At 68.8% G+C, this 21,161-nt stretch carries 20 protein-coding genes; 11 read left to right on the forward strand and 9 right to left on the reverse strand.

Annotated features, from left to right (window positions below):
• Positions 1 to 30: 30 nt before the first annotated feature.
• Positions 31 to 963 carry an EamA family transporter gene (locus AC3ERS_RS12205; RefSeq protein ID WP_431966668.1) on the reverse strand — a complete coding sequence of 311 codons (933 nt, stop codon included), beginning with the start codon at positions 961 to 963 and terminating at the stop codon, positions 31 to 33.
• A 121-nt stretch (positions 964 to 1,084) separates the two neighbouring features.
• Between AC3ERS_RS12205 and AC3ERS_RS12210 the strand changes: the two genes are divergently transcribed.
• Positions 1,085 to 1,981, forward strand: coding sequence for a LysR family transcriptional regulator (locus tag AC3ERS_RS12210; protein ID WP_431966670.1), 897 nt, complete (start codon positions 1,085 to 1,087; stop codon positions 1,979 to 1,981).
• Positions 1,982 to 2,196: 215 nt separating this feature from the next.
• On the opposite strand, the gene AC3ERS_RS12215 is transcribed toward AC3ERS_RS12210, so the two are convergent.
• Together AC3ERS_RS12215 and leuA are read right to left on the reverse strand one after the other, a co-directional pair.
• On the reverse strand, positions 2,197 to 3,972 hold the full coding sequence (locus AC3ERS_RS12215) for a MinD/ParA family ATP-binding protein (RefSeq protein ID WP_431966672.1): 1,776 nt from the start codon (positions 3,970 to 3,972) through the stop codon (positions 2,197 to 2,199).
• Between the two features lie 443 nt (positions 3,973 to 4,415).
• On the reverse strand, positions 4,416 to 6,215 hold the full coding sequence (leuA, locus tag AC3ERS_RS12220; RefSeq protein ID WP_431966674.1) for a 2-isopropylmalate synthase: 1,800 nt from the start codon (positions 6,213 to 6,215) through the stop codon (positions 4,416 to 4,418).
• A 267-nt stretch (positions 6,216 to 6,482) separates the two neighbouring features.
• On the opposite strand from leuA, the gene AC3ERS_RS12225 reads away from it, so the two are divergent.
• From AC3ERS_RS12225 to AC3ERS_RS12245, 5 genes are all read left to right on the forward strand, one after another.
• A complete protein-coding gene (locus AC3ERS_RS12225) occupies positions 6,483 to 7,250 on the forward strand; it encodes a sulfite exporter TauE/SafE family protein (RefSeq protein ID WP_431966676.1) in 768 nt (255 codons plus the stop codon).
• Between the two features lie 44 nt (positions 7,251 to 7,294).
• Positions 7,295 to 7,474 (forward strand): DUF1272 domain-containing protein, encoded by a 180-nt coding sequence (locus AC3ERS_RS12230; RefSeq protein ID WP_431966678.1) that lies wholly within the window; start codon positions 7,295 to 7,297, stop codon positions 7,472 to 7,474.
• Between the two features lie 96 nt (positions 7,475 to 7,570).
• Entirely contained in the window at positions 7,571 to 9,241 is a 1,671-nt protein-coding gene (locus AC3ERS_RS12235) for an alpha/beta hydrolase (protein ID WP_431966680.1), read from the forward strand.
• 82 nt (positions 9,242 to 9,323) lie between these two features.
• Complete coding sequence (locus AC3ERS_RS12240; RefSeq protein ID WP_431966682.1) at positions 9,324 to 10,964, forward strand: GMC oxidoreductase; 1,641 nt, start codon at positions 9,324 to 9,326, stop codon at positions 10,962 to 10,964.
• A 97-nt stretch (positions 10,965 to 11,061) separates the two neighbouring features.
• Entirely contained in the window at positions 11,062 to 11,904 is an 843-nt protein-coding gene (locus AC3ERS_RS12245) for an ion transporter (RefSeq protein ID WP_431966684.1), read from the forward strand.
• 13 nt (positions 11,905 to 11,917) lie between these two features.
• On the opposite strand, the gene AC3ERS_RS12250 is transcribed toward AC3ERS_RS12245, so the two are convergent.
• From AC3ERS_RS12250 to AC3ERS_RS12265, 4 genes are all read right to left on the reverse strand, one after another.
• A complete protein-coding gene (locus AC3ERS_RS12250) occupies positions 11,918 to 13,132 on the reverse strand; it encodes a low temperature requirement protein A (RefSeq protein ID WP_431966686.1) in 1,215 nt (404 codons plus the stop codon).
• A gap of 129 nt (positions 13,133 to 13,261) precedes the next feature.
• A complete protein-coding gene (locus tag AC3ERS_RS12255; RefSeq protein WP_431966688.1) occupies positions 13,262 to 13,717 on the reverse strand; it encodes an SRPBCC family protein in 456 nt (151 codons plus the stop codon).
• A 264-nt stretch (positions 13,718 to 13,981) separates the two neighbouring features.
• Entirely contained in the window at positions 13,982 to 14,167 is a 186-nt protein-coding gene (locus AC3ERS_RS12260; RefSeq protein WP_431966690.1) for a DUF1918 domain-containing protein, read from the reverse strand.
• 59 nt (positions 14,168 to 14,226) lie between these two features.
• Positions 14,227 to 14,802, reverse strand: coding sequence for a TetR/AcrR family transcriptional regulator (locus AC3ERS_RS12265; protein WP_431966692.1), 576 nt, complete (start codon positions 14,800 to 14,802; stop codon positions 14,227 to 14,229).
• 72 nt (positions 14,803 to 14,874) lie between these two features.
• On the opposite strand from AC3ERS_RS12265, the gene AC3ERS_RS12270 reads away from it, so the two are divergent.
• Entirely contained in the window at positions 14,875 to 15,450 is a 576-nt protein-coding gene (locus AC3ERS_RS12270; RefSeq protein WP_431966694.1) for a dihydrofolate reductase family protein, read from the forward strand.
• 47 nt (positions 15,451 to 15,497) lie between these two features.
• Positions 15,498 to 16,073, forward strand: coding sequence for a dihydrofolate reductase family protein (locus AC3ERS_RS12275; RefSeq protein ID WP_431966696.1), 576 nt, complete (start codon positions 15,498 to 15,500; stop codon positions 16,071 to 16,073).
• A gap of 3 nt (positions 16,074 to 16,076) precedes the next feature.
• On the opposite strand, the gene AC3ERS_RS12280 is transcribed toward AC3ERS_RS12275, so the two are convergent.
• Entirely contained in the window at positions 16,077 to 16,490 is a 414-nt protein-coding gene (locus AC3ERS_RS12280; protein WP_431966698.1) for a YjbQ family protein, read from the reverse strand.
• A 165-nt stretch (positions 16,491 to 16,655) separates the two neighbouring features.
• On the opposite strand from AC3ERS_RS12280, the gene AC3ERS_RS12285 reads away from it, so the two are divergent.
• From AC3ERS_RS12285 to AC3ERS_RS12295, 3 genes are all read left to right on the forward strand, one after another.
• The gene (locus tag AC3ERS_RS12285; protein WP_431966700.1) at positions 16,656 to 17,921 is read left to right on the forward strand and encodes an aspartate kinase; all 1,266 of its coding nucleotides are present in this window, start codon (positions 16,656 to 16,658) and stop codon (positions 17,919 to 17,921) included.
• A gap of 3 nt (positions 17,922 to 17,924) precedes the next feature.
• On the forward strand, positions 17,925 to 18,959 hold the full coding sequence (locus AC3ERS_RS12290) for an aspartate-semialdehyde dehydrogenase (RefSeq protein WP_431966702.1): 1,035 nt from the start codon (positions 17,925 to 17,927) through the stop codon (positions 18,957 to 18,959).
• A 118-nt stretch (positions 18,960 to 19,077) separates the two neighbouring features.
• Positions 19,078 to 19,689 (forward strand): hypothetical protein, encoded by a 612-nt coding sequence (locus AC3ERS_RS12295; protein ID WP_431966704.1) that lies wholly within the window; start codon positions 19,078 to 19,080, stop codon positions 19,687 to 19,689.
• A gap of 58 nt (positions 19,690 to 19,747) precedes the next feature.
• Here AC3ERS_RS12295 and AC3ERS_RS12300 read toward each other — a convergent pair whose 3' ends face one another.
• The gene (locus AC3ERS_RS12300) at positions 19,748 to 21,043 is read right to left on the reverse strand and encodes a serine hydrolase domain-containing protein (protein WP_431966706.1); all 1,296 of its coding nucleotides are present in this window, start codon (positions 21,041 to 21,043) and stop codon (positions 19,748 to 19,750) included.
• Positions 21,044 to 21,161 lie beyond the last annotated feature (118 nt).

Consider the following 21,161-nt stretch of genomic DNA (forward strand, 5'->3'; position numbering starts at 1 on the left):
CACTCGGGCGAACCCCACTCGGGCGGCCCCTCAGCGCAACGCCGGTTCGGCGACCCGATCCGGCGCGACCGCCTTCCCGGCCTTCGGCGCGCCGCCGCCGGTGGTGGCGACGAACGCGCCCGCGATCACGATCGCACCGCCGATCAACTGCCAGGCGGTGGGCGTCTCGTCCAGTAATGCCCAGGCCGCGGCGATTCCGACGACCGGGACCAGCAGCGACAACGGCGCGACTGCACCCGCGGGGTAGCGGCTCATCAGGAATGTCCACAGCCCCGAACCCGCGACAGTGCCCAGCGCGACGATGTACGCCAAGCCGATCAGGGCGGGCCACCCGGTCGGCGACGCGATGTCGGCCAGCGCCCGCCACCCTGTCGCGGGTCCCTCGGTGAGCGCGGACAGGGCGAACAGCGGCAGCGGCGGCACCACCGTCATCCACAGCGTCAGGTGCAGTGGGTTGACGCCGCCCTCGGCCGCGGCCAACCGGGAGCCGATATTGCCGAAGGCCCAGCCCAGTCCGCCCGCCAGGGTCAGCAGCAGCGGCAGCAGCGGAGCGACGTGCATGCGGTCGGCGCCGATCACCACGATCCCGGCCACCGCGACGAACAAGCCGCTCAGCTGGATCGGACGCAACCGCTCGCCGAGCAGCAGCGCGCCGAGCACCACCGTGAACGGTGCGGAGGATTGCAGCACCAGCGAAGCGAGCCCGGTCGGCATGCCCGCGCGCATGGCGGTGAACAGGAACGCGAACTGCAGCACGCCGAAACCCGTCCCGTACAACAGCAACCAGCGCGGCGGCACGTTCGGGCGCGGCACGAACATCAGTACCGGCACCGCGAGCACCGCGAAGCGCAGGGCCGCGAAGAACAGTGGCGGGAAGTGGTCGAGGCCGACCCGGATGGCGATGAAGTTCAGGCCCCAGAGCAGGACGACGGTGAGGCCGAACAGGCGGTCGCGGTTGGTCACGCACACCATGGTCGAGCCCGAAAAGCATCAGCACAATCGAATAAAACTGCACTGATAATGTAGAAATACTTCATGTTTGGGAAGGGGTGCGCCGGTGCCTATCGAGCCGCAAGGTCCGCCGATGTCCGTGGACCGGCTGCGGGTGCTGCGCGAATTCGCCGACCGCGGCACCATTTCGGCCGTGGCGGAGGCGCTCTCCATGACGCCGTCGGCGGTCTCCCAGCAACTGAAGACGCTGGCCAAGGAGGCCGGTGTCGCGCTGCTGGAACCGGACGGCCGCCGCATCCGGCTCACCGATGCCGGGCAGGCACTGGTGGTTCGCGCCGACGAGGTCCTCGCCGCCGTGGACCGGGCGGTGGCGGAGATGGCGCACTACCGCGGCTCCCCGCGCGGGCGGGTGCGCGTCGCGCTGTTCCCGTCCGGCGCCGCTTTGCTGCTGCCACTGGTGCTTCCGGCGCTGGCGGGCAGCGATGTCGATGTCGTCGCCCGCGACGAGGACGTGCCGCCGAGCGGCGTGCCGCGCCTGCTCGCCGACTACGACATCGTGCTGACCCACCGCGACGAGCGTTCCGGATCGGTCGCCGGGCCGCGCATCGCCACACGCTTCCTCATGCGCGAGCCCATCGACGTGGTGGTCGCGCCGACGCACCGGCTGGCCGGGCAGTCCTCGGTGACCCCGGCCGAGCTCGCCGAGGAGACCTGGCTGAGCGTGCGCGGCGGCTTCCCGGTGGACGACGTGCTCGAATCGATCGCCACCGTGACCGGGGTGCAGCCGCGCATAGCGCAGCGGCTCAACGACTTTCGCGTCATCGAGACGCTGGTGGCGTCCGGCTACGGCGTCGCGCTGATGCCACGCTTCGCGGTCGCGCACCCGGATCTCGCGGTGCTGCGGCTCGCCGGTGTGCGGGCCGCTCGCAACTACGACCTGGTCACCCGTCCGCACGCCGAGCGACGGCCCGCGATCGCCACCGTGCTAGCGGCTTTTCGCGCCGCGGCGGAGCAAATCACCGCGGAGTAGCAGCCGGGAGTGTGGCCGCGGCAGCGCAGGCCGTCCCGCGCAGGCCGTCCCGCGCAGGCCGTCCCGCGCAAGCCAGCCCGCGCGAGCGGGCCTGTGCGAGCGGGTCTCCGGGAGCGGGTCTGCGGGACCGTGTCACCGTCCGTGCGGTTCGCTTCAGGCCGCGCCGAGAAACGACCATGGCCCGGCGAGTTCGACTGCCGGGCCGCGACTTTCGCTCAGCGAAACCCCATCGGTCCCGGGTGCTGGTACTGCTGGGCGCCGATGTATCCGAAATCGTCGGCCACCATCGCGGCCAGCTCGAGCAGGGCCCGCCGGGTCGGCTTGCTGACCAGCTCCAGGTCGATCTCGGCGCCTTCGGCGAGGTGATCGTCGAAGGGCACCACCTGTACCGCGCGGGTGCGGTCGAGGAACAGCTTGCGCAGCTGATCCAGGTCGACGGTGGAGGCGCCGCGGCGCGAGGCGTTGACCACCACCACGGTGCGCTCGACGAGCTTGCCGTAGCCGTGGTGGTCGAGCCAGTCCAGCGTGGCCGAGGCGCTGCGCGCGCCGTCGATGGCGGGGGAGGTCACCAGCACCAGCGAGCTGGCCATGTCGAGCACGCCCGCCATGGCCGAGTGCATCAGACCGGTGCCGCAGTCGGTGAGGATGATGTTGTAGAACGACTGAAGGATGCCGATCGCCTTGCGGTAATCGGCTTCGCTGAACGCCTCGGACACGGCAGGGTCCTGTTCGGACGCAAGCACTTCCAGACGGCTCGGGGCCTGTGAGGTGTGCGCCCTGACGTCGGAGTACCTGGAGATCTGCTGGTCTTCGAGCAGGTTGCGGACGGTGGAGCGGGTCTGCCGCGGCACTCGATGCGCCAGCGTGCCGAGGTCGGGGTTGGCGTCGATCGCGATCACCCGGTCACCGCGCAGCGAGGAGAAGGTGGAGCCGAGACCGACCGTGGTGGTGGTCTTGCCGACGCCGCCCTTGAGCGAGAGGATCGCGATCCGATAGTCGCCGCGCACCGGCTGATTCACCCGGTCGACGAGATCGCGGAAGACGACGTCCGCCGCGGATTCGCCCGGATTGATCATGCCGCCGGAGGCCTTGTGGACGGCGCGACGCCACCCGCTGCGCGGCGCCCGGCGGGCCCGCTTCAGCAGGTTGAGGTCGTTGACCGAGTGACCGGGCTGGCCCGGCTGCGGCACGTGCTGCGGCTGGAACGGCTGATGCTGCGCCTGCTGCGGGGGCGGACCGCCCTGCCACTGCTGGCCGGGGCCGGTCAGCCCGGGCGGAATCTGTCCGGGACCGGTCAGCCCGGGCGGAATCTGTCCAGGGCCGGTGACTCCCGGCGGAATCTGTCCGGGGCCGGTGACCCCGGGCGGCGTCGGGCCGAGCGGCGGCTGACCCATGGGCGCGGGCGGCTCCTGGTACATCGGCTGCGGCGGCTGGACCGGCATGGGCGGCGGCGCCCAGCTGTAGATCGGGCCGTTCGGTTGATCCTGTGCCGCACCGGCTTCCGGCGCTCCGCCCTGCGGAACGCGCCTGACCAGGCCGTCCGGGCCGATCTCCTGGCGGTACTCGCCGTACGGCGCGCCCTGCCGGTCGGGGCCGGGCGGCGGCGGAAGGTGTTCGGGGCCGGGCTGATACGGCCCACCCTGGTAGGGAGCGGGGCCCTGCGGCGTGAACTGGCCGGTGCTGAACGGACCGTACGACTCCGGCGGTGCGGGCGGCGCGGGCGGCGCGAAGCCCTCGACGGGACCGTAGCCGGGCGGGGCGACGGGCTGCGGGTACACGCCGGTGGGGTCGCTCGGCCCCGCCGCAGCTGGAAAGCCGGTGGGCTGCCCCGGTTCCTGCGCGGTGTCGGCCTGCTCTTCGGGCTCCTTGCCCGAGGGGACTTCCTGCGCTGCCGCAGTGTCCTTTTCGGGAGCCTCGGTGGGTTGCTCGTTGGTTTCGTCCTGCGCCACATGCGATCCGGAGGGTTCGGCAGTGACTGCGGCCGTATCCACCGAATGACTCTGCAGCCAGGGCGGAGAGGTCGGATTGTGGTCGTTGTGTGTCACAGTTCCCCCATCTGCTCGGGATCGAGCAGAGAGCTCGGCGCTTGAATGCAAACCAACGCTAGCAGGTGAGCAAACCTCCGCGCAGGCTGTGCCCAGCTCCCGCGGCGGCCCTACCCTGGCGCAATGACCTTCGAGGCGCCGATGCTACTGCGCTGTGACGGCGAGCCTTTCGCCACGATCGTCCGGTACGGCTACGAGAGGCCGTGGGCAACGGCGCGGCTGCACGCGGACGATCCGGACGAGCTCGACAGAGCGAATCGAGCTGCCGCGCTGGACCGGTGGTCGTGCGAGCAGGCCGAGGTGCTGATTCCCTGGACTTCCTCGAAGACCACATCCAGTGGCGCTGGTGATGTGGCCGGGGTCCGTACACCCCGGCCACATCGGACGCGTCAGTTCGCGGCGGCGCGGTTGACCGCGGACACGACCGCGCGCAGCGAGGCGGTGGTGATGGAGGTGGCGATGCCGACGCCCCAGACCACCTTGTCGCCGACCGCGCATTCCACGTAGGCGGCGGCCTGCGCGTCGTCGCCCGCCGACATGGCGTGCTCGGAGTAGTCCAGCACCCGTACGTCGTAGCCGACGGTGGAGATGGCGTCCACGAACGCGGCGAGCGGTCCGTTGCCGTTGCCGGTGACCTCGTGTTCGACGCCGTCCACCTTCACCGTCGCGGTGATGGAGTCGACGCCGCCGTCGGTCTCCGACGCGGTGACCCGCTGGCGCATCCGCTCCAGCGGCCGGATCGGGGCCAGGTACTCCTCGTGGAAGACGCCCCACATCTCCTTCGGCGTGACCTCGCCGCCCTCGCCGTCGGTGATCCGCTGGATCGCCTGGGAGAACTCGATCTGCAGGCGGCGCGGCAGCGCCAGGCCGTGATCGGTCTTCATGATGTAGGCGACGCCGCCCTTGCCGGACTGCGAGTTGACCCGGATGACCGCCTCGTACGTGCGCCCGACGTCCTTCGGGTCGATCGGCAGGTAGGGCACCTCCCACACGATGTCGGAGACGTCGGCGTTCTGTGCGTCGGCCACGGCCTTCATCGCGTCCAGGCCCTTGTTGATGGCGTCCTGGTGGCTGCCGGAGAACGCGGTGTAGACCAGGTCGCCGCCGTACGGGTGGCGCTCGTGCACGGGCAGCTGGTTGCAGTACTCGACGGTGCGGCGGATCTCGTCGATGTCGGAGAAGTTGATCTGCGGGTCGATGCCTCGGGAGAACATGTTCATGCCCAGCGTGACCAGGCAGACGTTGCCGGTCCGCTCACCGTTGCCGAACAGGCAGCCCTCGATGCGGTCGGCGCCCGCCTGGTAGCCCAGCTCGGCGGCGGCCACGGCGGTGCCGCGGTCGTTGTGCGGGTGCAGCGACAGCACGATCGACTCGCGACGGGCCAGGTTGCGGCTCATCCACTCGATCGAGTCGGCGTAGACGTTCGGCGTCGCCATCTCGACGGTGGCGGGCAGGTTGATGATCAGCGGCTTCTCGGGGGTCGGCGCGATGATCTCGGAGACCGCGTCGCAGACCTCCAGCGCGTACTCCAGCTCGGTGCCGGTGTAGGACTCCGGGCTGTACTCGTAGCGCCAGTTGGTGTCGGGGTAGCGCGGCTCGATCTCCAGGCACAACTTCGCCGCGTCGGTGGCGATCTTCTTCACCGCGTCGCGCTCGGCGCGGAACACCACTCTTCGCTGCAGGATGGAGGTCGAGTTGTAGAAGTGCACGATGACGTTGGCCGCGCCCGCGCAGGCCTCGAAGGTGCGCTCGATCAGCTCGGGGCGACACTGGGTCAGCACCTGGATGCTGACGTCGTCCGGGATCGCGCCGTCCTCGATGATCTCGCGGACGAAGTCGAAGTCGGTCTGGCTGGCCGACGGGAAGCCGACCTCGATCTCCTTGTAGCCCATCCGCACCAGCAGGTCGAACATGCGGCGCTTGCGTGCCGGGCTCATCGGGTCGATCAGTGCCTGGTTGCCGTCGCGCAAATCGACGGCGCACCAGCCGGGCGCCCGGTCGATGATCTTGTCCGGCCAGGTACGGTCGGGCAGCGTGATCGGCTCGACCTCCTCGGCGAACGGACGGTACCGGAAGGTCGGCATGGAGGAGTTCTTCTGCGCGTTCCAGGCGGGCTGGTCGGCAGGCGTGGCCTTGCTCGGAGCGGTGATCGTGCGTGAGCCGGATACGAAGGCGTCAGCAGGGGACATGCGATTTCTCCAGGGTTTGGGGGTTCCCAGTTATGGGGCGACCGGCAGGCGAAACCCCGCGACGGGAGCCGGTCCGATCAGACCCCGTCGCGGCGGCCGAGAAGAAGTGCCCGCTGCATGATGGCGACGAGTTTACCGTGTCGCGGCGCGGCGCTGGAAGCCTGGTCCGATTGCGCGTGGTATGCGGGGCTGCCGATAGCGTGCCTGACGAACTGAACGCTTGTACGGACCAGCCGGTCCGACGGGACGTCGAAGGAACGTAATCGGATGAGTTGGCTCGAACTACTTGCCGTCTTCGGGGCGGGCATCGCCGCGGGTGGGATCAACACCATCGTCGGCTCAGGCACCTTGATCACTTTCCCGGTCCTGCTGGCCTTCGGGTTGCCTCCGGTGACCGCGAACGTCTCGAACACCATCGGCCTGGTGCCGGGTTCGATCAGCGGCGTGATCGGCTATCGGCGCGAACTGTCGGGCCAGCGCGCCCGGTTGCTCCAGCTCGGCACGGCCTCGCTGCTCGGCGGCATCACCGGCGCGGTGCTGCTGCTCGTCCTGCCCGCCGACGCGTTCAAGGCGATCGTGCCGGTGTTGATCATCATCGCGCTGATCCTGGTGGTGGTGCAGCCGCGGCTGGCGGCGTGGGTGAAGCGGCGACGTGAGAACGGCGACGCGGCCGTGCCCGAGCACGGCGGGCCGATCCTGCTCGCGGCGGTGTACGCCACGGGCATCTACGGCGGCTACTTCGGCGCCGCGCAGGGCGTGCTGCTGATCGGTTTGCTCGGCATCTTCGTGCACGATGACATCCAGCGGCTCAACGGCGTGAAGAACGTGCTCGCGCTCATCGTCAACGCGGTCTCCGCGGTGATCTTCATCGTGGTCGCCGAGGTGGACTGGCAGGCCGTGGCGATGATCGCGGTCGGCTCCATCATCGGCGGGCAGCTGGGCGCGCGCGTCGGCAGGCGGATGCCGCCGAACGTGCTGCGCGCCGTCATCGTGGTGGTCGGCAGCATCGCGGTGGTGCGCCTGCTGACGTCCTGAACCGTGTACACCCGCGCCGACGCGGCGCCGACGACAGGAGAACCATGGCGCTGGAGATGCGGACGGCGTGCGAGCGCTGCGGCGCGGCGCTCGTCGCGGACGGCCCGGCGGTGATCTGTAGCTACGAGTGCACGTTCTGCGTGGCGTGCGGGCACGCCATGGACGGCGTGTGCCCGAACTGTTCGGGTGAACTGGTGGCCAGGCCGCGGCGGACAGCCGGATGACCGGGCACGGACGGGCGGCGAGGCCGGGGATCTCAGGGGGGAATTCCTCACTGAGGATGACGACGCACGCGGGGCTGGAGGCACAGGATGGTTGGCGTGCGTAGGTGGAAGTTCGTGCTGATCGTGCTCGCCTTGGCGGCGCCGGTGCTGACCGGATGCACCGGGACCCAGCGGGCGCCGGAGGTCTTCGAACTGGTCCAGCAGGCCGACGCGGCCCCGACGCCGCGCCTCGAGTGGCAGCCGTGCGCGGACGCCGATCTGCGCGGTTTCGACTGCGCGAGCGCCGCGGTGCCGCTGAACTACGCCGAACCCGCGGGCAAGACCATCGAGCTCGCGGTGGTCAGGCAGCCCGCCACCGATGCCGAGCAGCGGATCGGCACCCTGTTCACCGCGGTCGGCGGACCGGGCGGATCCGGTCTCGACTGGGCGCGCCAAGGCGAGCTGCTGTCCGGCGAGCTCAGCGAGCGCTTCGACGTGGTGACCTTCGATCAGCGCGGCATCGGCGGCAGCGCTCCGGTGCGCTGTTTCGCCGACGACGAGCAGCAGCGACGTTTCTGGGACGCCGCGCTCGTCCCGCCCGCGAACGCCGACGAGGAACGCGCCGCCGAGCAGGCCGCGCGGGCCCTCGCGCAGGGCTGCGCGCAGCACAGCGGCGAGCTGCTCGGGCACCTCACCACGGTCGACGCGGCGAGGGACTTGGATCTGCTGCGCCGCGCGGTCGGCGAGGAGCAGCTGACCTACACGGGTGGGTCCTACGCCAGCTACCTGGGGCAGGTGTACGGCGCGCTGTTCGGTGAGCGGGTGCGCGCGCTCCAGCTGACCTCGTTGATCGACCCGAAGACCTACACCGGCGATGCCCGCGCCGAGGTCGTCGGCACGGCGGCGGGCACCGCCGAGGTGCGCGCGGAATTCCTGCGGTTGTGCGCGGTGGCAGGAAAGGCCAAGTGCGCCTTCGCCGGTGGCTCGGAGCGGTCCGACCTGACCGGGCCCGCCGCGCCGCCGGAACGGCCCGAGAAGGCGGGTAGCGCCGGGCCGGTCGACCAGACCACCACCACCCAGCCCGCCGATGCCGCGGCGGATCGGTTGCGCGCCAGGGACGACGCCCTGCTCGAGCGCCTGCGGCAGGGCCCGATCACGGTCGGTGCGGGCGAACAAGCGTTGTCGGTGCGCTACAGCCAGGTCGTGCAGACGCACGCGACGATGCTCTACGACCCGGAGCGCGGCTGGCCCGCCCTCGCCGATCTGCTCATCGAACTGGAGCGCGGCCCGGCGGGCGATCCGGCGAAGGTGCGCCAGGTCCTGGCGGCGGGCGCGCCCGACTACGACTTCCTCGACTCCTTCACCGCGATCACCTGCGCCGACCAGAGCGCGGGCTGGCGGCCCGCCGACTGGCAGGCCCTGTCGCACGACGTCGCCGCCGCCGCACCGCTTTTCGGCCCGTTCTGGCTGGCCCTGCACCAGCCGTGCACGGTGTGGCCCGCCCCCGAGGACGGCTATCCGCAGCGCCACACCGGTCCGTGGACGCTCGGCTCGGACAAACCCGCGCTGTTGCTCAACAACCGCTTCGACCCGGTGACGCCGGCGACCTTCGCCAAGGACGCGCAGCAGGAGTTGGTCAACGCCAGGCTGGTCGTGGTGGCCGACGGTTACGGTCACAATCCGGGCGGCTACTGCGTGCGGCATCTGCGCGAGCGGTATCTCGTCGATCTGCAACTGCCCGCACCGGGCGCCACCTGCACCGCCGATCGGCAGCCGTTCGCGTCCTGACCCACGCCGTCGCTCGCGGGGACAGTGACGTTTCACAGTCGATGGCCTACTCCCGGTCAGGCGCGCTATTCTGCGCTCGGCCATGCGTGATGAGGGAGGTGGCCTGGTGCGCAGACGCGCCTTGTTCAAGGCGGCGGGTTTGGCAGCGCTTTTCGGCGCTGTGGGATCGACGCTCGACGCGCGGCCGGCGGCCGCGGACCCGGTCTGGCACACGATGTTCCGCGATTGGGTACCGGAAATCTTTGCGCCCCTTCCCGATCCACCCGAGCATTCGCCCGCGATCGTGATCGGCTCCGGCTTCGGCGCGGCGGTCACCGCGCTGCGGCTGGCCGAGGCGGGCGTCGTCAACACCGTGCTGGAGCGCGGATCGCGCTGGCCGAACGACCCGTGGCGAGAGATCTTCACCGGGGACGACCTGCCCGACGGCCGCGGCTTCTGGCACCGCACCGATTTCACGGGCGTCACCAAGGTGCCGATGCATTTCGCCAAGTTCGGCGGCGTGCTCGACTGCACCGAGTACCCCGGCATCGACGTCTGGCGAGCCGCGGCGGTCGGCGGCGGCTCGGTGATCTTCTCCGGTGCGATGATCGCGCCGGAGCGGCGCTTCTTCGACGAGGTCTTCCGCGGCTCGGTCGCCTACGACGAACTCGACCGGGTCTACTACCCGCGGGTGCGGCAGATGTTGCGGCTGGACCCGATTCCGTCCGACATCTACGCCTCCGCGCCGTTCGCGCACTCCCGCGCCTGGGACGACCAGGTGCGCAAGGCCGGATACCAGCCCCAGCCCAATGATTCGATCTTCACCTGGGACATCCTGCGCGCCGAGCTGGCGGGCGCCATGCGGCAGTCGGCCACCGTCGCGCGCAGCAACCTGGGCAACTCGAACGGCGCGAAGTTCGACCTCAACCAGAACTACCTGCGATACGCGCAGGACACCGGAAGGTCGGCGGTGTTCCCTGGGCACCGGGTCGACTCCATCGGCAAGGACGGCGGCCGCTACACGGTCGTCGTCAGCAAGCTCGCGCCGACCGGCGAGGTGCTCGGCAAGCGCACGCTCACCTGCGACCGGCTCTTCCTCGGCGCGGGCTCGATCGGCACCTCCGAATTGCTGGTCCGGGCACGGGCCACGGGAACGCTGCCGGATCTCAACGAACACGTCGGCGAGGGCTGGGGCACCAACGGCGACGTGGTGCTCGCGCGCGGCGCCAGCTCGGTGGCCGGACACGGCCAGGGCGTGCCGAGCGCCAGCCGCATCATGGACGAATCGACCGTGCCGGTCACCCTGGAGAACTGGTACATCCCCGGCATCCCGTTCGAGACGGGCGCGCTCGCCTCGCTCGGCATGGTGCTCGATCCGGCGCGCAGCCGTTTCGGCTACGACCGGGGCAGCAACTCGGTCGGGCTGTCCTGGTCGACGCGCAATCGCGACGAGGTGGTCTCCGCCGCGCGCGCCGTCGATCGCCGCATCGCCGAACGCGCCGACGCGCTCGTCGAATACGGCGCTCTCGGCTACGACGCGAACGCGTTGTTCACCGCGCACCCCTTGGGCGGCGCGGTGCTCGGCACGGCGACCGACGGCTACGGCCGGGTGCACGGCTACCCGGGTCTGTACGTGATGGACGGCGCGGCCATGCCGGGCAGCGCGGGCGCGGTCAACCCCTCGCTGACCATCACCGCACTGGCCGAACGCAACGTCGAGGAGATCATCCGTTCCGGTCGCTGAGGGCGAGGATTTGCCGAGAACGGCGTCCGGTCGGCGGTTTTCGGGCAGCAAGCCGATTACGCTCGGCGGGACCATCGGTGTCGAAGGGACGCATTCCGTGACAGCCCCCATCACCAGCTTCGAGCAGGCGCCGGACGCGGGGAACTATCCGCGTAAACCGCCCGCGCTGTGGATCGATTTCGTGATGCTCGCGCTGGCGGTCATCTCGGTGGCGCTGGTCGTGTGGATCACCTTCTTCTCGGTGTCCGACGAGACCTATCGGGTCGTCGTGCTGGTCGACTACACGATCTGCGCGGTGTTCGCCGTGGAGTTCCTGTGGCGCTGGCGCCGGGCGGGTTGGTCGTGGACGTTCCCGCTCATCTACTGGTACGAGGTCGTCGGCATGATCCCGGTGGCCAGCCCGCTGTTCCGTGGGTTCCGGCTGCTGCGCCTCGTGGTGATCGCCGTGCGGCTGGCACGCGTCGCCGACCGCGTTTTCGGCGACCGGGTCACGGCGGCGGTGGTGAACCGGTTCGTCATGACCATCGTCGACGTGATCAAGCGGCCGATGACCATCGCGGTGCTCGACGAGGTGGCCCATGTGCTGCGCACCGGGCATTACACCCGCAATATCGCCGCCGCGCTCGAGGAGAACCGCGCGGAGATGGACGAGATGATCCTCGAGCTGATCAAGAAGGATCCGCAGGCGGGAAAGGTCCGCTACATCCCGTTCCACGACGACATCATCCGGCTGATCGCCGACACCAGCTTCCGCATCGTCTTCCAGGTGCTCGCCGACCCGCGCACCGACGAGCTGGTGTCGGACATGATCAGGGAGAACGTGGATCAGATTCGCCAGGCCGTGCGCGACGGGGTGCGCGTCGAGCCTGCCGCCTACGGCCCGACGCCCCACGAACGCACGCTGCGTTATCTGCTGGCCAACGACAAACCGCTGCCGTGAGCGGCCGCGCGCGTCAGCCGGCGTGCGCGCCGTGCCGGATCTCGTCGCGCGGCTGCGCGTAGCGGACGGTCTCCCAGAGGATCAGCCCGACGAGCACCGCGCAGAGCAGGGCGAGTGAGGCGAGCGCGGGCAGCGCGCACGCCAACGGCGTGAGCGCGAGCAGCAGCACCGCCGCGACCACCCGCGACACGGTGACCGTGCGAGTCGCGTAGTGCTTGAAGCCCACCAGAGCGAGCAGATAGAGCACCACGCCGCCGTAGAGCGCGTAGAGCGGGATGCCGTACAGCGCGTCCTGCAGGGTGTGGTGGGAGGAGTCGCCGACGTAGTAGAGCACCTTCTTCATGCCGAGCGAGAGGGCGATGATGCCGACGACCATCGGAAAGTGCCAGTACGTATAGCAAGTGCGGGCGATCTTGATCTGGCGTTCGCCCTGGGCGCGCTTCAGTTCGTGTTCCACCGAGATCGCCGCGACGTCGAAGTAGGCCCACCACAGCAGGCCGGAGACCGCGAGCCCGAGCATCGAGGCGAGCGCGATCGGCCAGGAGATCGGCAGCCCGGCAACGCCGATGCCGATGGAGACGATCGATTCGCCCAGCGCGACGATGATGATCAGCCCGTGCCGTTCGGCGAAGTGAGCGGCCGAATTGACGCGCCAGTCCTCGCCGGCGAGCATCGTCCACAGCATGTCGCCGACGATCGCCGCGATCCACAGTCCGATCTGGACCGCGCCGGTGGTCGTCGCGGCGATCACCAGCAGGGTGGTGCCGATGGTGATGGAGCCGAGCCCCCATTTCACGAGCTGCCCGCGCAGCTGGGCGTCCTCGGTGCTGGCCATGTAGAACACCGCCAGGTGCACCAGCCGCACCAGCAGGTAGGCGATCGCGAAGACCAGCGGGCCGAACCAGCCGCCGTCCATATCGCGGAAGGCTTCCGGAATGGTCAATGCCGCGAGGAACGCGCCGCCCATCGCGACGAACATCGCCACCCTGGTGAAGCCCTCGTCGGCGCGGACCACATTGCCCAGCCACGCGTAGGCGATCCACACCCACCACATGACCGCGAGCACCAGCAGTGCGCGCAGCATGTTCTTGGCGCTGGTGTCGCCTGCCGCCAGGGCGGTCACCATCGTGAACGCGAAAACCAAGACGAGGTCGAAGAACAGTTCGAGCTGAGTTACCGTGGCGCCTTCGGCAACCGGTCGGAACCGAACCCGTTTCGTACCGATCATGATTCACATCGTCGCACCCCGGCGAGTCCAGCGCGGTCCGGAAAGCGGCGGCGACCGAGGGGTTTCGCTCAGAGCGTCATCGGGCGCCGTGAATTATGCGATATCGCTATATGAATTCATGCGCTATCGCTATATGGAATTGAAATTCTCGGATTCCCCGTAGCTTTCCGCGAATTCGATGAAGTTCTGCACCACCGTTTCATTCCAGCGTTGCACGGTGCGCTTCATCAGCAGGCCGGGGAGCGGGAGTCGAGAAGACAACTCCGAGTGGTACCAGACGTTGGTGCCGTTCGTGTCCTCGCTGACCTCGAACCAGCCGCCGCCACCGATGCCGCGGGAGCTGTCCACCACCGTCCAGGACGACCGTTTCTTCGTCCATTCGTATTCCAGCACCTGCAAATCGGAACTGCCGAGCACGTCGGCGGTGACGTAAACGCGGTGCGGCCGGCCGGATTCGTCGCGGGTCGCCACGCGCGCATCCTGGTACATCGACCATTCCGGGAGCAATTCGATGGCCGCCAGAGCGTCGAGAACATGGGTCGGACTTGCCTCGACGGTGAAGCGGATATCGGTTTTCGTGCGCATGCAATACCTCCGCCCCCCGGTGGATCGACTCGCCGATTCTGCACAGCGCTCTTCCGATCCGTCAACAAAGAGGTCTACGGTGTGAAAGCTACTGGTGAGTAGGCATTTGCGGGGGCGGGAACGACGTTCGCATCGGCTGGATGATCGGCGACCGTCGGGCTGCGCGGTGGTCGGCTCAGCGGCCCGCCGGGTTCGGCGGGCTGACCCGTCGCCTCTGGCGGGCGGCGCGGCATCGGCGCCTCGACGAGACGAGGCGCCGGATGATCACTTGATGTGCTCGATCACCGCGTCAGGGCCGGGATACACGAGGGATTCGTGCCCGTCGGTGAAGCGGACGACGTAGGGCGGCGAGCCTTCGGGTCCGCGGACCTCGACGATCTCGCCCTGGCGATCATGTTCCCCCACTACGTGTCCGTGTACGAGCAGTCGGTCTCCAACGTTCGCCTCCATCGGTCCATTATCGAATGGGCGTGACGGGCGTCACAAGGTTCCGGCGAATTCGCGAAAAGTCAAGAGTTCTGGACGAGTCTTTCCACCGCCGTCTCGATCAGATGTGCGCTCTGTTCCTCGGGGAAGATGTCCGGCAGCGTCAGCCGGTCGACGATCAGCCAGTTCAGCGCCAGGTAGAGCAGGCGGACGGTGTCGGCGTCGCCGGGTTGACCGGATTCCAGATGATTGCGCACGTTGAAGTCGAGGTCCTCGCGCACCCGCTCGGTGAGCACCGCGCGCAGTTCCGGCCTGCGGGTCGACTCCAGGCGTAGTTCGAGCATCGCGAGATAGCCGGTGCGGAACGCCTCGATGCGCGCGACGACCTCCTTCATCAGCTCGGTGATGTTGGCGCGGGTGCGCGGCCCGTCGGTCACCTTGGCCATGGTCTCGGCGCTCGGTTGCAGCCGCTCGTAGAACCTGCTGCCCACTTGGGTGAGCAGGTCGTCGCGGCTGGAGAAGTAGTTCGAGGCCGTTCCCGCGGGCACGGTGGCCCGTTTGTCCACCGCGCGAAAGGTGAGCCCACGCGCGCCCTCGTCGGCGAGAACCTCGATCGCCGCGTCGATGAGCGCCTGTCGCCGCTCCGGGTTCGTCCGCATCTTGACACCACTCCATCCGTAGTACTACATTTCAAATCACTACAGACAGAGTACAACAACTCAGGTGGTCCAATGCGAAAACTTGTTTACTACGTCGCCGTCTCGCTGGACGGATACATCGCGGGCCCCGGCGGGGAGTTCGACTTCTATCCGCTCGCGGACGACATGTCCGCGTGGATCGATGAGCACTACCCGGAGCCGATGCCGACCTACCTCCGAGCGCAGACGGGGATGCCGGTGGATACACCGAACAAGAACTGGGACACAGTGCTGATGGGGCGCGGCACCTACGAACCCGGCCTCTCCGCCGGGGCGACCAGCCCCTTTGCGCACCTGAAGCAGTACGTCATCTCCAGCACCCTCGGTCCGAGCGGCGATCCAGCCGTCGAAGTCGTGGCGGGCGACCCGGTTGCCCTGGTGCGGGAGCTGAAGCAAGCGGATGGTCTCGACATCTGGCTGTGCGGTGGCGGCAACCTCGCGGCTCAGCTCGCCGACGAGATCGACGAACTGATGATCAAGAGCTACCCGGTCCTCGCGGGCGGCGGCATCCCCGCCTTCGCCGGTGCCTTCACGCCGACACTGTTCACCCCGAGCAGGCGCATGGAATTCAGCAACAACGCCCAGCTGACGTGGTACCGCCGCGCCTGAGGCGACCGCCCGCACCGAGTACTACTTCCCCAGAAAGCAGGATCTTCATGCGAAAGCTCGTCTACTTCGTCGGCATGTCCCTCGACGGCTACATCGCCGGTCCGGATGGCGGCATCGAGTTCTTTCCCGTGGCGCCGGACTTCTCCGAATGGCTCGCCGCCGAGTATCCGGAGACCCTTCCGACACACGCGCGTCCGCATTTCGGTCTCGCGGCCGATGCGCCGTGCAAGAACTTCGACACCCTGGTGATGGGCCGCGGCACCTACGACCCCGCCCTGGCCATCGGCATCACCAGCCCCTACCCGCATATGCGGCAGTACGTCGTATCCGGCACTCTCGGCCGGATCGACGACCCCACCGTCGAGTTGGTCGACGGCGATCCGGTGGATCTGGTCCGCCGGTTGAAGCAGGAGGACGGCATGGACATCTGGCTGGCCGGTGGCGGCAAGCTCGCGGGCGCGCTCATCGATGAGATCGATGAACTCGTCATCAAGAGCTATCCGGTCACGGCCGGTGCGGGCGTCCGTGCGCTCGACGGGCCGTTCCGGCCGACGCTGTTCACCCCGACCCGGCGCCAGGAGTTCGGCAACGGCACCCAGGTCACCTGGTTGACCAGGGCGTGAAAGTCAGCCGGCGTCGGTGAGGAACGACAGCCGGACCTGTCGTTCGGGGTTGTCCACATTCAGGTCGACCATGGCGATCGACTGCCAGGTGCCGAGCATCAGCTTCCCGCCGATGACCGGCACCGTGGCGTAGGGCGGGATCATCGCGGGCATCACGTGCGAGCGGCCGTGCCCAGGAGAGCCGTGCGCGTGCCGCCACCGGTCGTCGGCGGGCAGCAGGTCGCCGAGCGCGGCGAGCAGATCGTCGTCGCTGCCCGCGCCCAGTTCGATGATGGCGATACCGGCCGTCGCGTGCGGGACGAAGACGTGCAGCAGCCCGTCTCCGCCCGCCGCCGCGGCGAACTCCGCGCACTGCGGCGTGAGGTCGTGCACCACCTCGCGCCGCCCCGTCGTGACCGCGATCAGTGAGCTCTTCATGACCCCATCATGACCCGTTCGCGGGGCGGGGTCGTCGATCATTCGAGACTGCTTGCGTGTGTGTGCTTTTGCACAGCTCGGGGAGGTAGCGACAAATCGGATGGACGGCGGCCGGTAGTCTTGGGGGCTGTTACCAGCCGATTGTCGATCTTGGAGGACCCAGTCGTGGCTCTCGTTGTTCAGAAGTACGGAGGATCCTCGGTCGCTACCGCCGAGCGTATCCGGCGCGTCGCTGAACGGATCGTCGAGACCAAGAAGCAAGGCCACGACGTGGTGGTCGTCTGCTCGGCGATGGGCGACACGACCGACGAACTCCTCGATCTCGCCCAGCAGGTGGCGCCCGCGCCGCCCGCCCGCGAGATGGACATGCTGCTCACCTCCGGCGAGCGCATCTCCAACGCGCTGGTCGCCATGGCGATCCATTCGCTCGGCGCGGAGGCCCGCTCGTTCACCGGCTCGCAGGCGGGTGTGATCACCACCGGCGCGCACGGCAACGCGAAGATCATCGACGTCACCCCGAGCCGCCTGCGCGAGGCGCTCGACGAGGGCACCATCGTGCTGGTCGCCGGGTTCCAGGGCGTGAGCCAGGACAGCAAGGACGTCACCACGCTCGGTCGCGGCGGCTCCGACACCACCGCCGTCGCGCTGGCCGCGGCGCTGGAGGCCGACGTCTGCGAGATCTACACCGACGTGGACGGCGTCTTCACCGCCGACCCGCGGATCGTCTCCGACGCGCAGCGGCTCGAGCAGGTCTCCTACGAGGAGATGCTGGAGATGGCGGCCTGCGGCTCCAAAGTGCTGATGCTGCGCTGCGTCGAGTACGCGCGTCGCTACAACGTGCCCGTGCATGTTCGCTCGTCCTACACCGACAAGCAGGGCACCTACGTTTACGGATCGATGGAGGACATCCCCTTGGAGAAAGCAATCCTCACTGGCGTCGCGCACGACCGCAGCGAGGCCAAGGTGACCGTGGTCGGGCTGTCGGACGAGCCGGGATTCGCCGCCAAGGTGTTCCGTGCCATCGCCGACGCCGAGATCAACATCGACATGGTCCTGCAGAACATCTCCAAGGTGGAGACCGGCAAGACCGACATCACTTTCACACTGCCCAAGACCGAGGGCGCGCGCGCCGTCGAGATGCTCACCAAGCGCCAGGGTGAGATCGGCTTCTCTCAGGTGCTCTACGACGACCACATCGGCAAGGTGTCGCTGGTCGGCGCGGGCATGAAGAGCCACCCGGGCGTCACGGCGACGTTCTGTGAGGCGCTGGCCGACGCGGGCATCAACATCGACCTGATCTCCACCTCCGAGATCCGGATCTCGGTCCTGGTCAAGGACACCGAGCTGGACGACGCCGTGCAGGTGCTGCACCGCGCCTTCGATCTGGGCGGCGACGAGGTGGCCGTGGTGCATGCAGGAACGGGGCGATAAACCATGGGTATTCGAGTAGGAGTCGTCGGCGCGACCGGACAGGTCGGCGCCGTCATGCGGAAGCTGCTGGAGGAGCGCGACTTCCCGGCCGACGAGGTGCGGTTCTTCGCGTCCGCGCGCTCGGCGGGTAAGACGCTGCCGTGGCGCGGCGGCGAGATCGTGGTGGAGGACGCCGAGACGGCGGACCCCTCCGGCCTCGACATCGCGCTGTTCTCGGCGGGCGCCACCATGTCCCGGGTGCAGGCGCCGCGGTTCGCCGCCGCGGGCGTCACCGTCATCGACAACTCGTCGGCCTGGCGCAAGGACCCCGAGGTCCCGCTGGTGGTCAGCGAGGTCAACCCGGAGCAGACCCGCAACCTGGTCAAGGGCATCATCGCCAACCCCAACTGCACCACCATGGCCGCGATGCCGGTGCTCAAGCCGCTGCACGACGAGGCGGGCCTGACCAGGCTGGTCGTCTCCAGCTACCAGGCGGTCTCCGGTTCCGGCCTGGCCGGTGTCGACGAGCTGGCCTCGCAGGTGCGCGCGGTGATCGACGACGCCGAGAAGCTGGTGCACGACGGCAGCGCCGTGACCTTCCCCGCGCCGAACAAGTACGTCGCGCCGATCGCCTTCGACGTGATCCCGCTGGCCGGTTCGCTGGTCGACGACGAGTCCGGCGAGACCGACGAGGACCAGAAGCTGCGCAACGAGAGCCGCAAGATCCTCGGCATCCCCGAGCTCCTGGTGAGCGGCACCTGCGTGCGGGTTCCGGTCTTCACCGGCCACTCGCTGTCCATCAACGCCGAGTTCGCCAACCCGCTGTCGGTGGCGCGGGCCAAGGAACTGCTCGCCGGCGCGCCCGGCGTGAAGCTGGTCGACGTGCCGACGCCGTTGCAGGCCGCGGGCGCCGACGAGTCGCTCGTCGGCCGCATCCGCCAGGATCCCGGCGCGCCCGACGGTCGCGGTCTCGCGCTGTTCGTCTCCGGCGACAACCTGCGCAAGGGCGCGGCGCTCAACACCATTCAGATCGCCGAGGTGCTGCTCAGCGACCGCTGAGCCGGTTCGTCGCACCGGGCCGATCCGATCCGCCACCGGATCGGGTCGGCCCGGTGGTCGTATCGGGGGCTGGCACAATCGCTTCGGTAAGCGAGGTCGGCGTGGAGAGGTGTGGCCGGTGGGTTCGTATGTCGCCGTGCACATCGCGGACTGGCCGCGGCTGGCGCGGACGGTGTCCGAGCGGGCGCCGCGGCGGTTCGCGGACTTGGAGTGGCCCGACGAGGATCACCGCCAGCAGTACCCGATCGGCCTGCGCTGGCTGGACCGGACCGAGCAATGGATCGCCGAGTACCGTTTCCACGCCTACAGTTCCGCCGCGCTGCACTCCGAATTCGAAGCGGTGTGGCGCGATGCCCGCCTCTTCGTGCCGTGGGACGCACCGCCCGAGACGGCCGAGCTGATCACCGACACCGACCTGTTCCTTCGCGGCCTCTACGGCGCCGACCTGCCCGTCGAGCCCGCCGCTCACCAGCCGTGGAGCGGGCACAGCGACACCATCCGGCCCACCACCTGGCTCGCCCACTCACCGGCGCACCTGGCCACCCTCGCCAACCTGTGGGGCCGCATCGCCTCACGCATCTCCGACCTGCATCCCCACCTCGACCGCGAAACCGCCAACCGCCACCGCATCACCACCCCCGCCATCTTCGAACGCCTGCTGCGCGACTGGGGCGAGGTGGTCCACGAAGCCGACACCCGCCGTTGGGGACTGCTCGTCGATATGTGGTGACCGGGCCACCGCACGTGCGCACGCGGTACGGAAAGACGGATCGTTCGTGCCCGAGAGGTCAGTGGATGCCGGGGGTGCGGGGGTCGTGGCCGAGGCAGACGACGATGAAGCAGCCCGGTGCGATATCCGCGAACGGGGGCGCGAGCTGGTAGTTCAAGCAGGAGAAGACATTGCAGCCCGGGTAGGCGGCCGGGCCGATGCCGAAGACCGCGAGCAGCAGGTTCGCGTCGACGAGCCGGCGCGGGTCCAACCGAATCGTCGGCTCGACGTACGGTCCTGGATCGGGGACGGGACTCTCGGGCATGGCGGCGAAGAGCATGCGGAAGAACTCGTACGGCAGTTCATCGGTGTTCTGCACGATGCCGGAGACGCCGTAGCTGCTGACGTTGCCGAAGACGCCGGTCCACACCACCATCAGGTCGAGCGAGGGCAGCACGAAAACGTTCTGCAAACCGAGCCCGGCCATCATGTACATGTCGGGCGGCATGAACGAGGGCGATTCCGCGCAGTCGGGGCCGAGCCAGAAGAGGTAGCCGTAGCACGGGTTCGGCCGGGACGGCGTCAGCGCCATTCGGAGATACTCTTCGGACACGAGTTGGTCTGCGCCCCAGCGGCCTTCGTTGCTCACCAGTAGGCCGAGCTTGGCGAGATCGTTCGGCGGGATCATCAGATGCGCGTAGCCGTAGGTATTTCCGGCGCGATCCTTGGCCCAGTAGTAGTCGCTGCGCAGAATGCCGAGCGGGTCGAACAACTCCCGCTGCGCGAACTGCTGAAATGGCTCGCCGATGGCCAGTTCGATGACGAACGTCAGCAGGTCGACGTTGCGCTGGCTGTAGCTGAAGACGGTGCCCGGCGGATTGTCCAGCGGCACAGCGAGCGCCTGCACCGCGCTGTGTGGATCGATGGGGACGACTCCGGTGATGCCCTCGGTGAGCACGCCCACCGTCATCCCGGAGGTCTCGGTGAGCAGGTCCTCGATCCGGATGGCGCGGTGCGCCGCGTCACCGAGGCCCGGGGGCAGGTACTTGTCGATCGGGGCGTCCAGATCGAGCAGGCCGCGGTCCCACGCGATGCCCGCGAGCAGCGAGACCACACTCTTGGTCACGCTCCAGACATTCCAGGCGACGTTGTCGGTCTTCGCGTTGTTCGGTCCCTCGCCGACCAGGCAGTTGTGCCGAAAGACCTGAACGTTGAATCGGTTTCGGTGACTGGCGAACTCCAGTGCGGCGGTGAGCAGTTCGGCGTCGAATCCGGCTTGTTCCGGAGCCGCGCGCTGCGCTTCCCGGCCGGAGCTGACCTCGCAGCGCGCCTGTTTCACGGTGGCGGCAGGGGCCGCGTGTGCGGGCGCGCCCACGAGACTTCCCGCGACAAGCGACACCGCAGCGATTCCAGCGAGGAAACCACAGAAACGCCCCATGAGGATGAGGCTAGCGCGCCGGACCCGCGCGGACCGGCCAACAGGCAGAGGCGCG

The organism is Nocardia sp. bgisy134 (genome assembly GCF_057708325.1).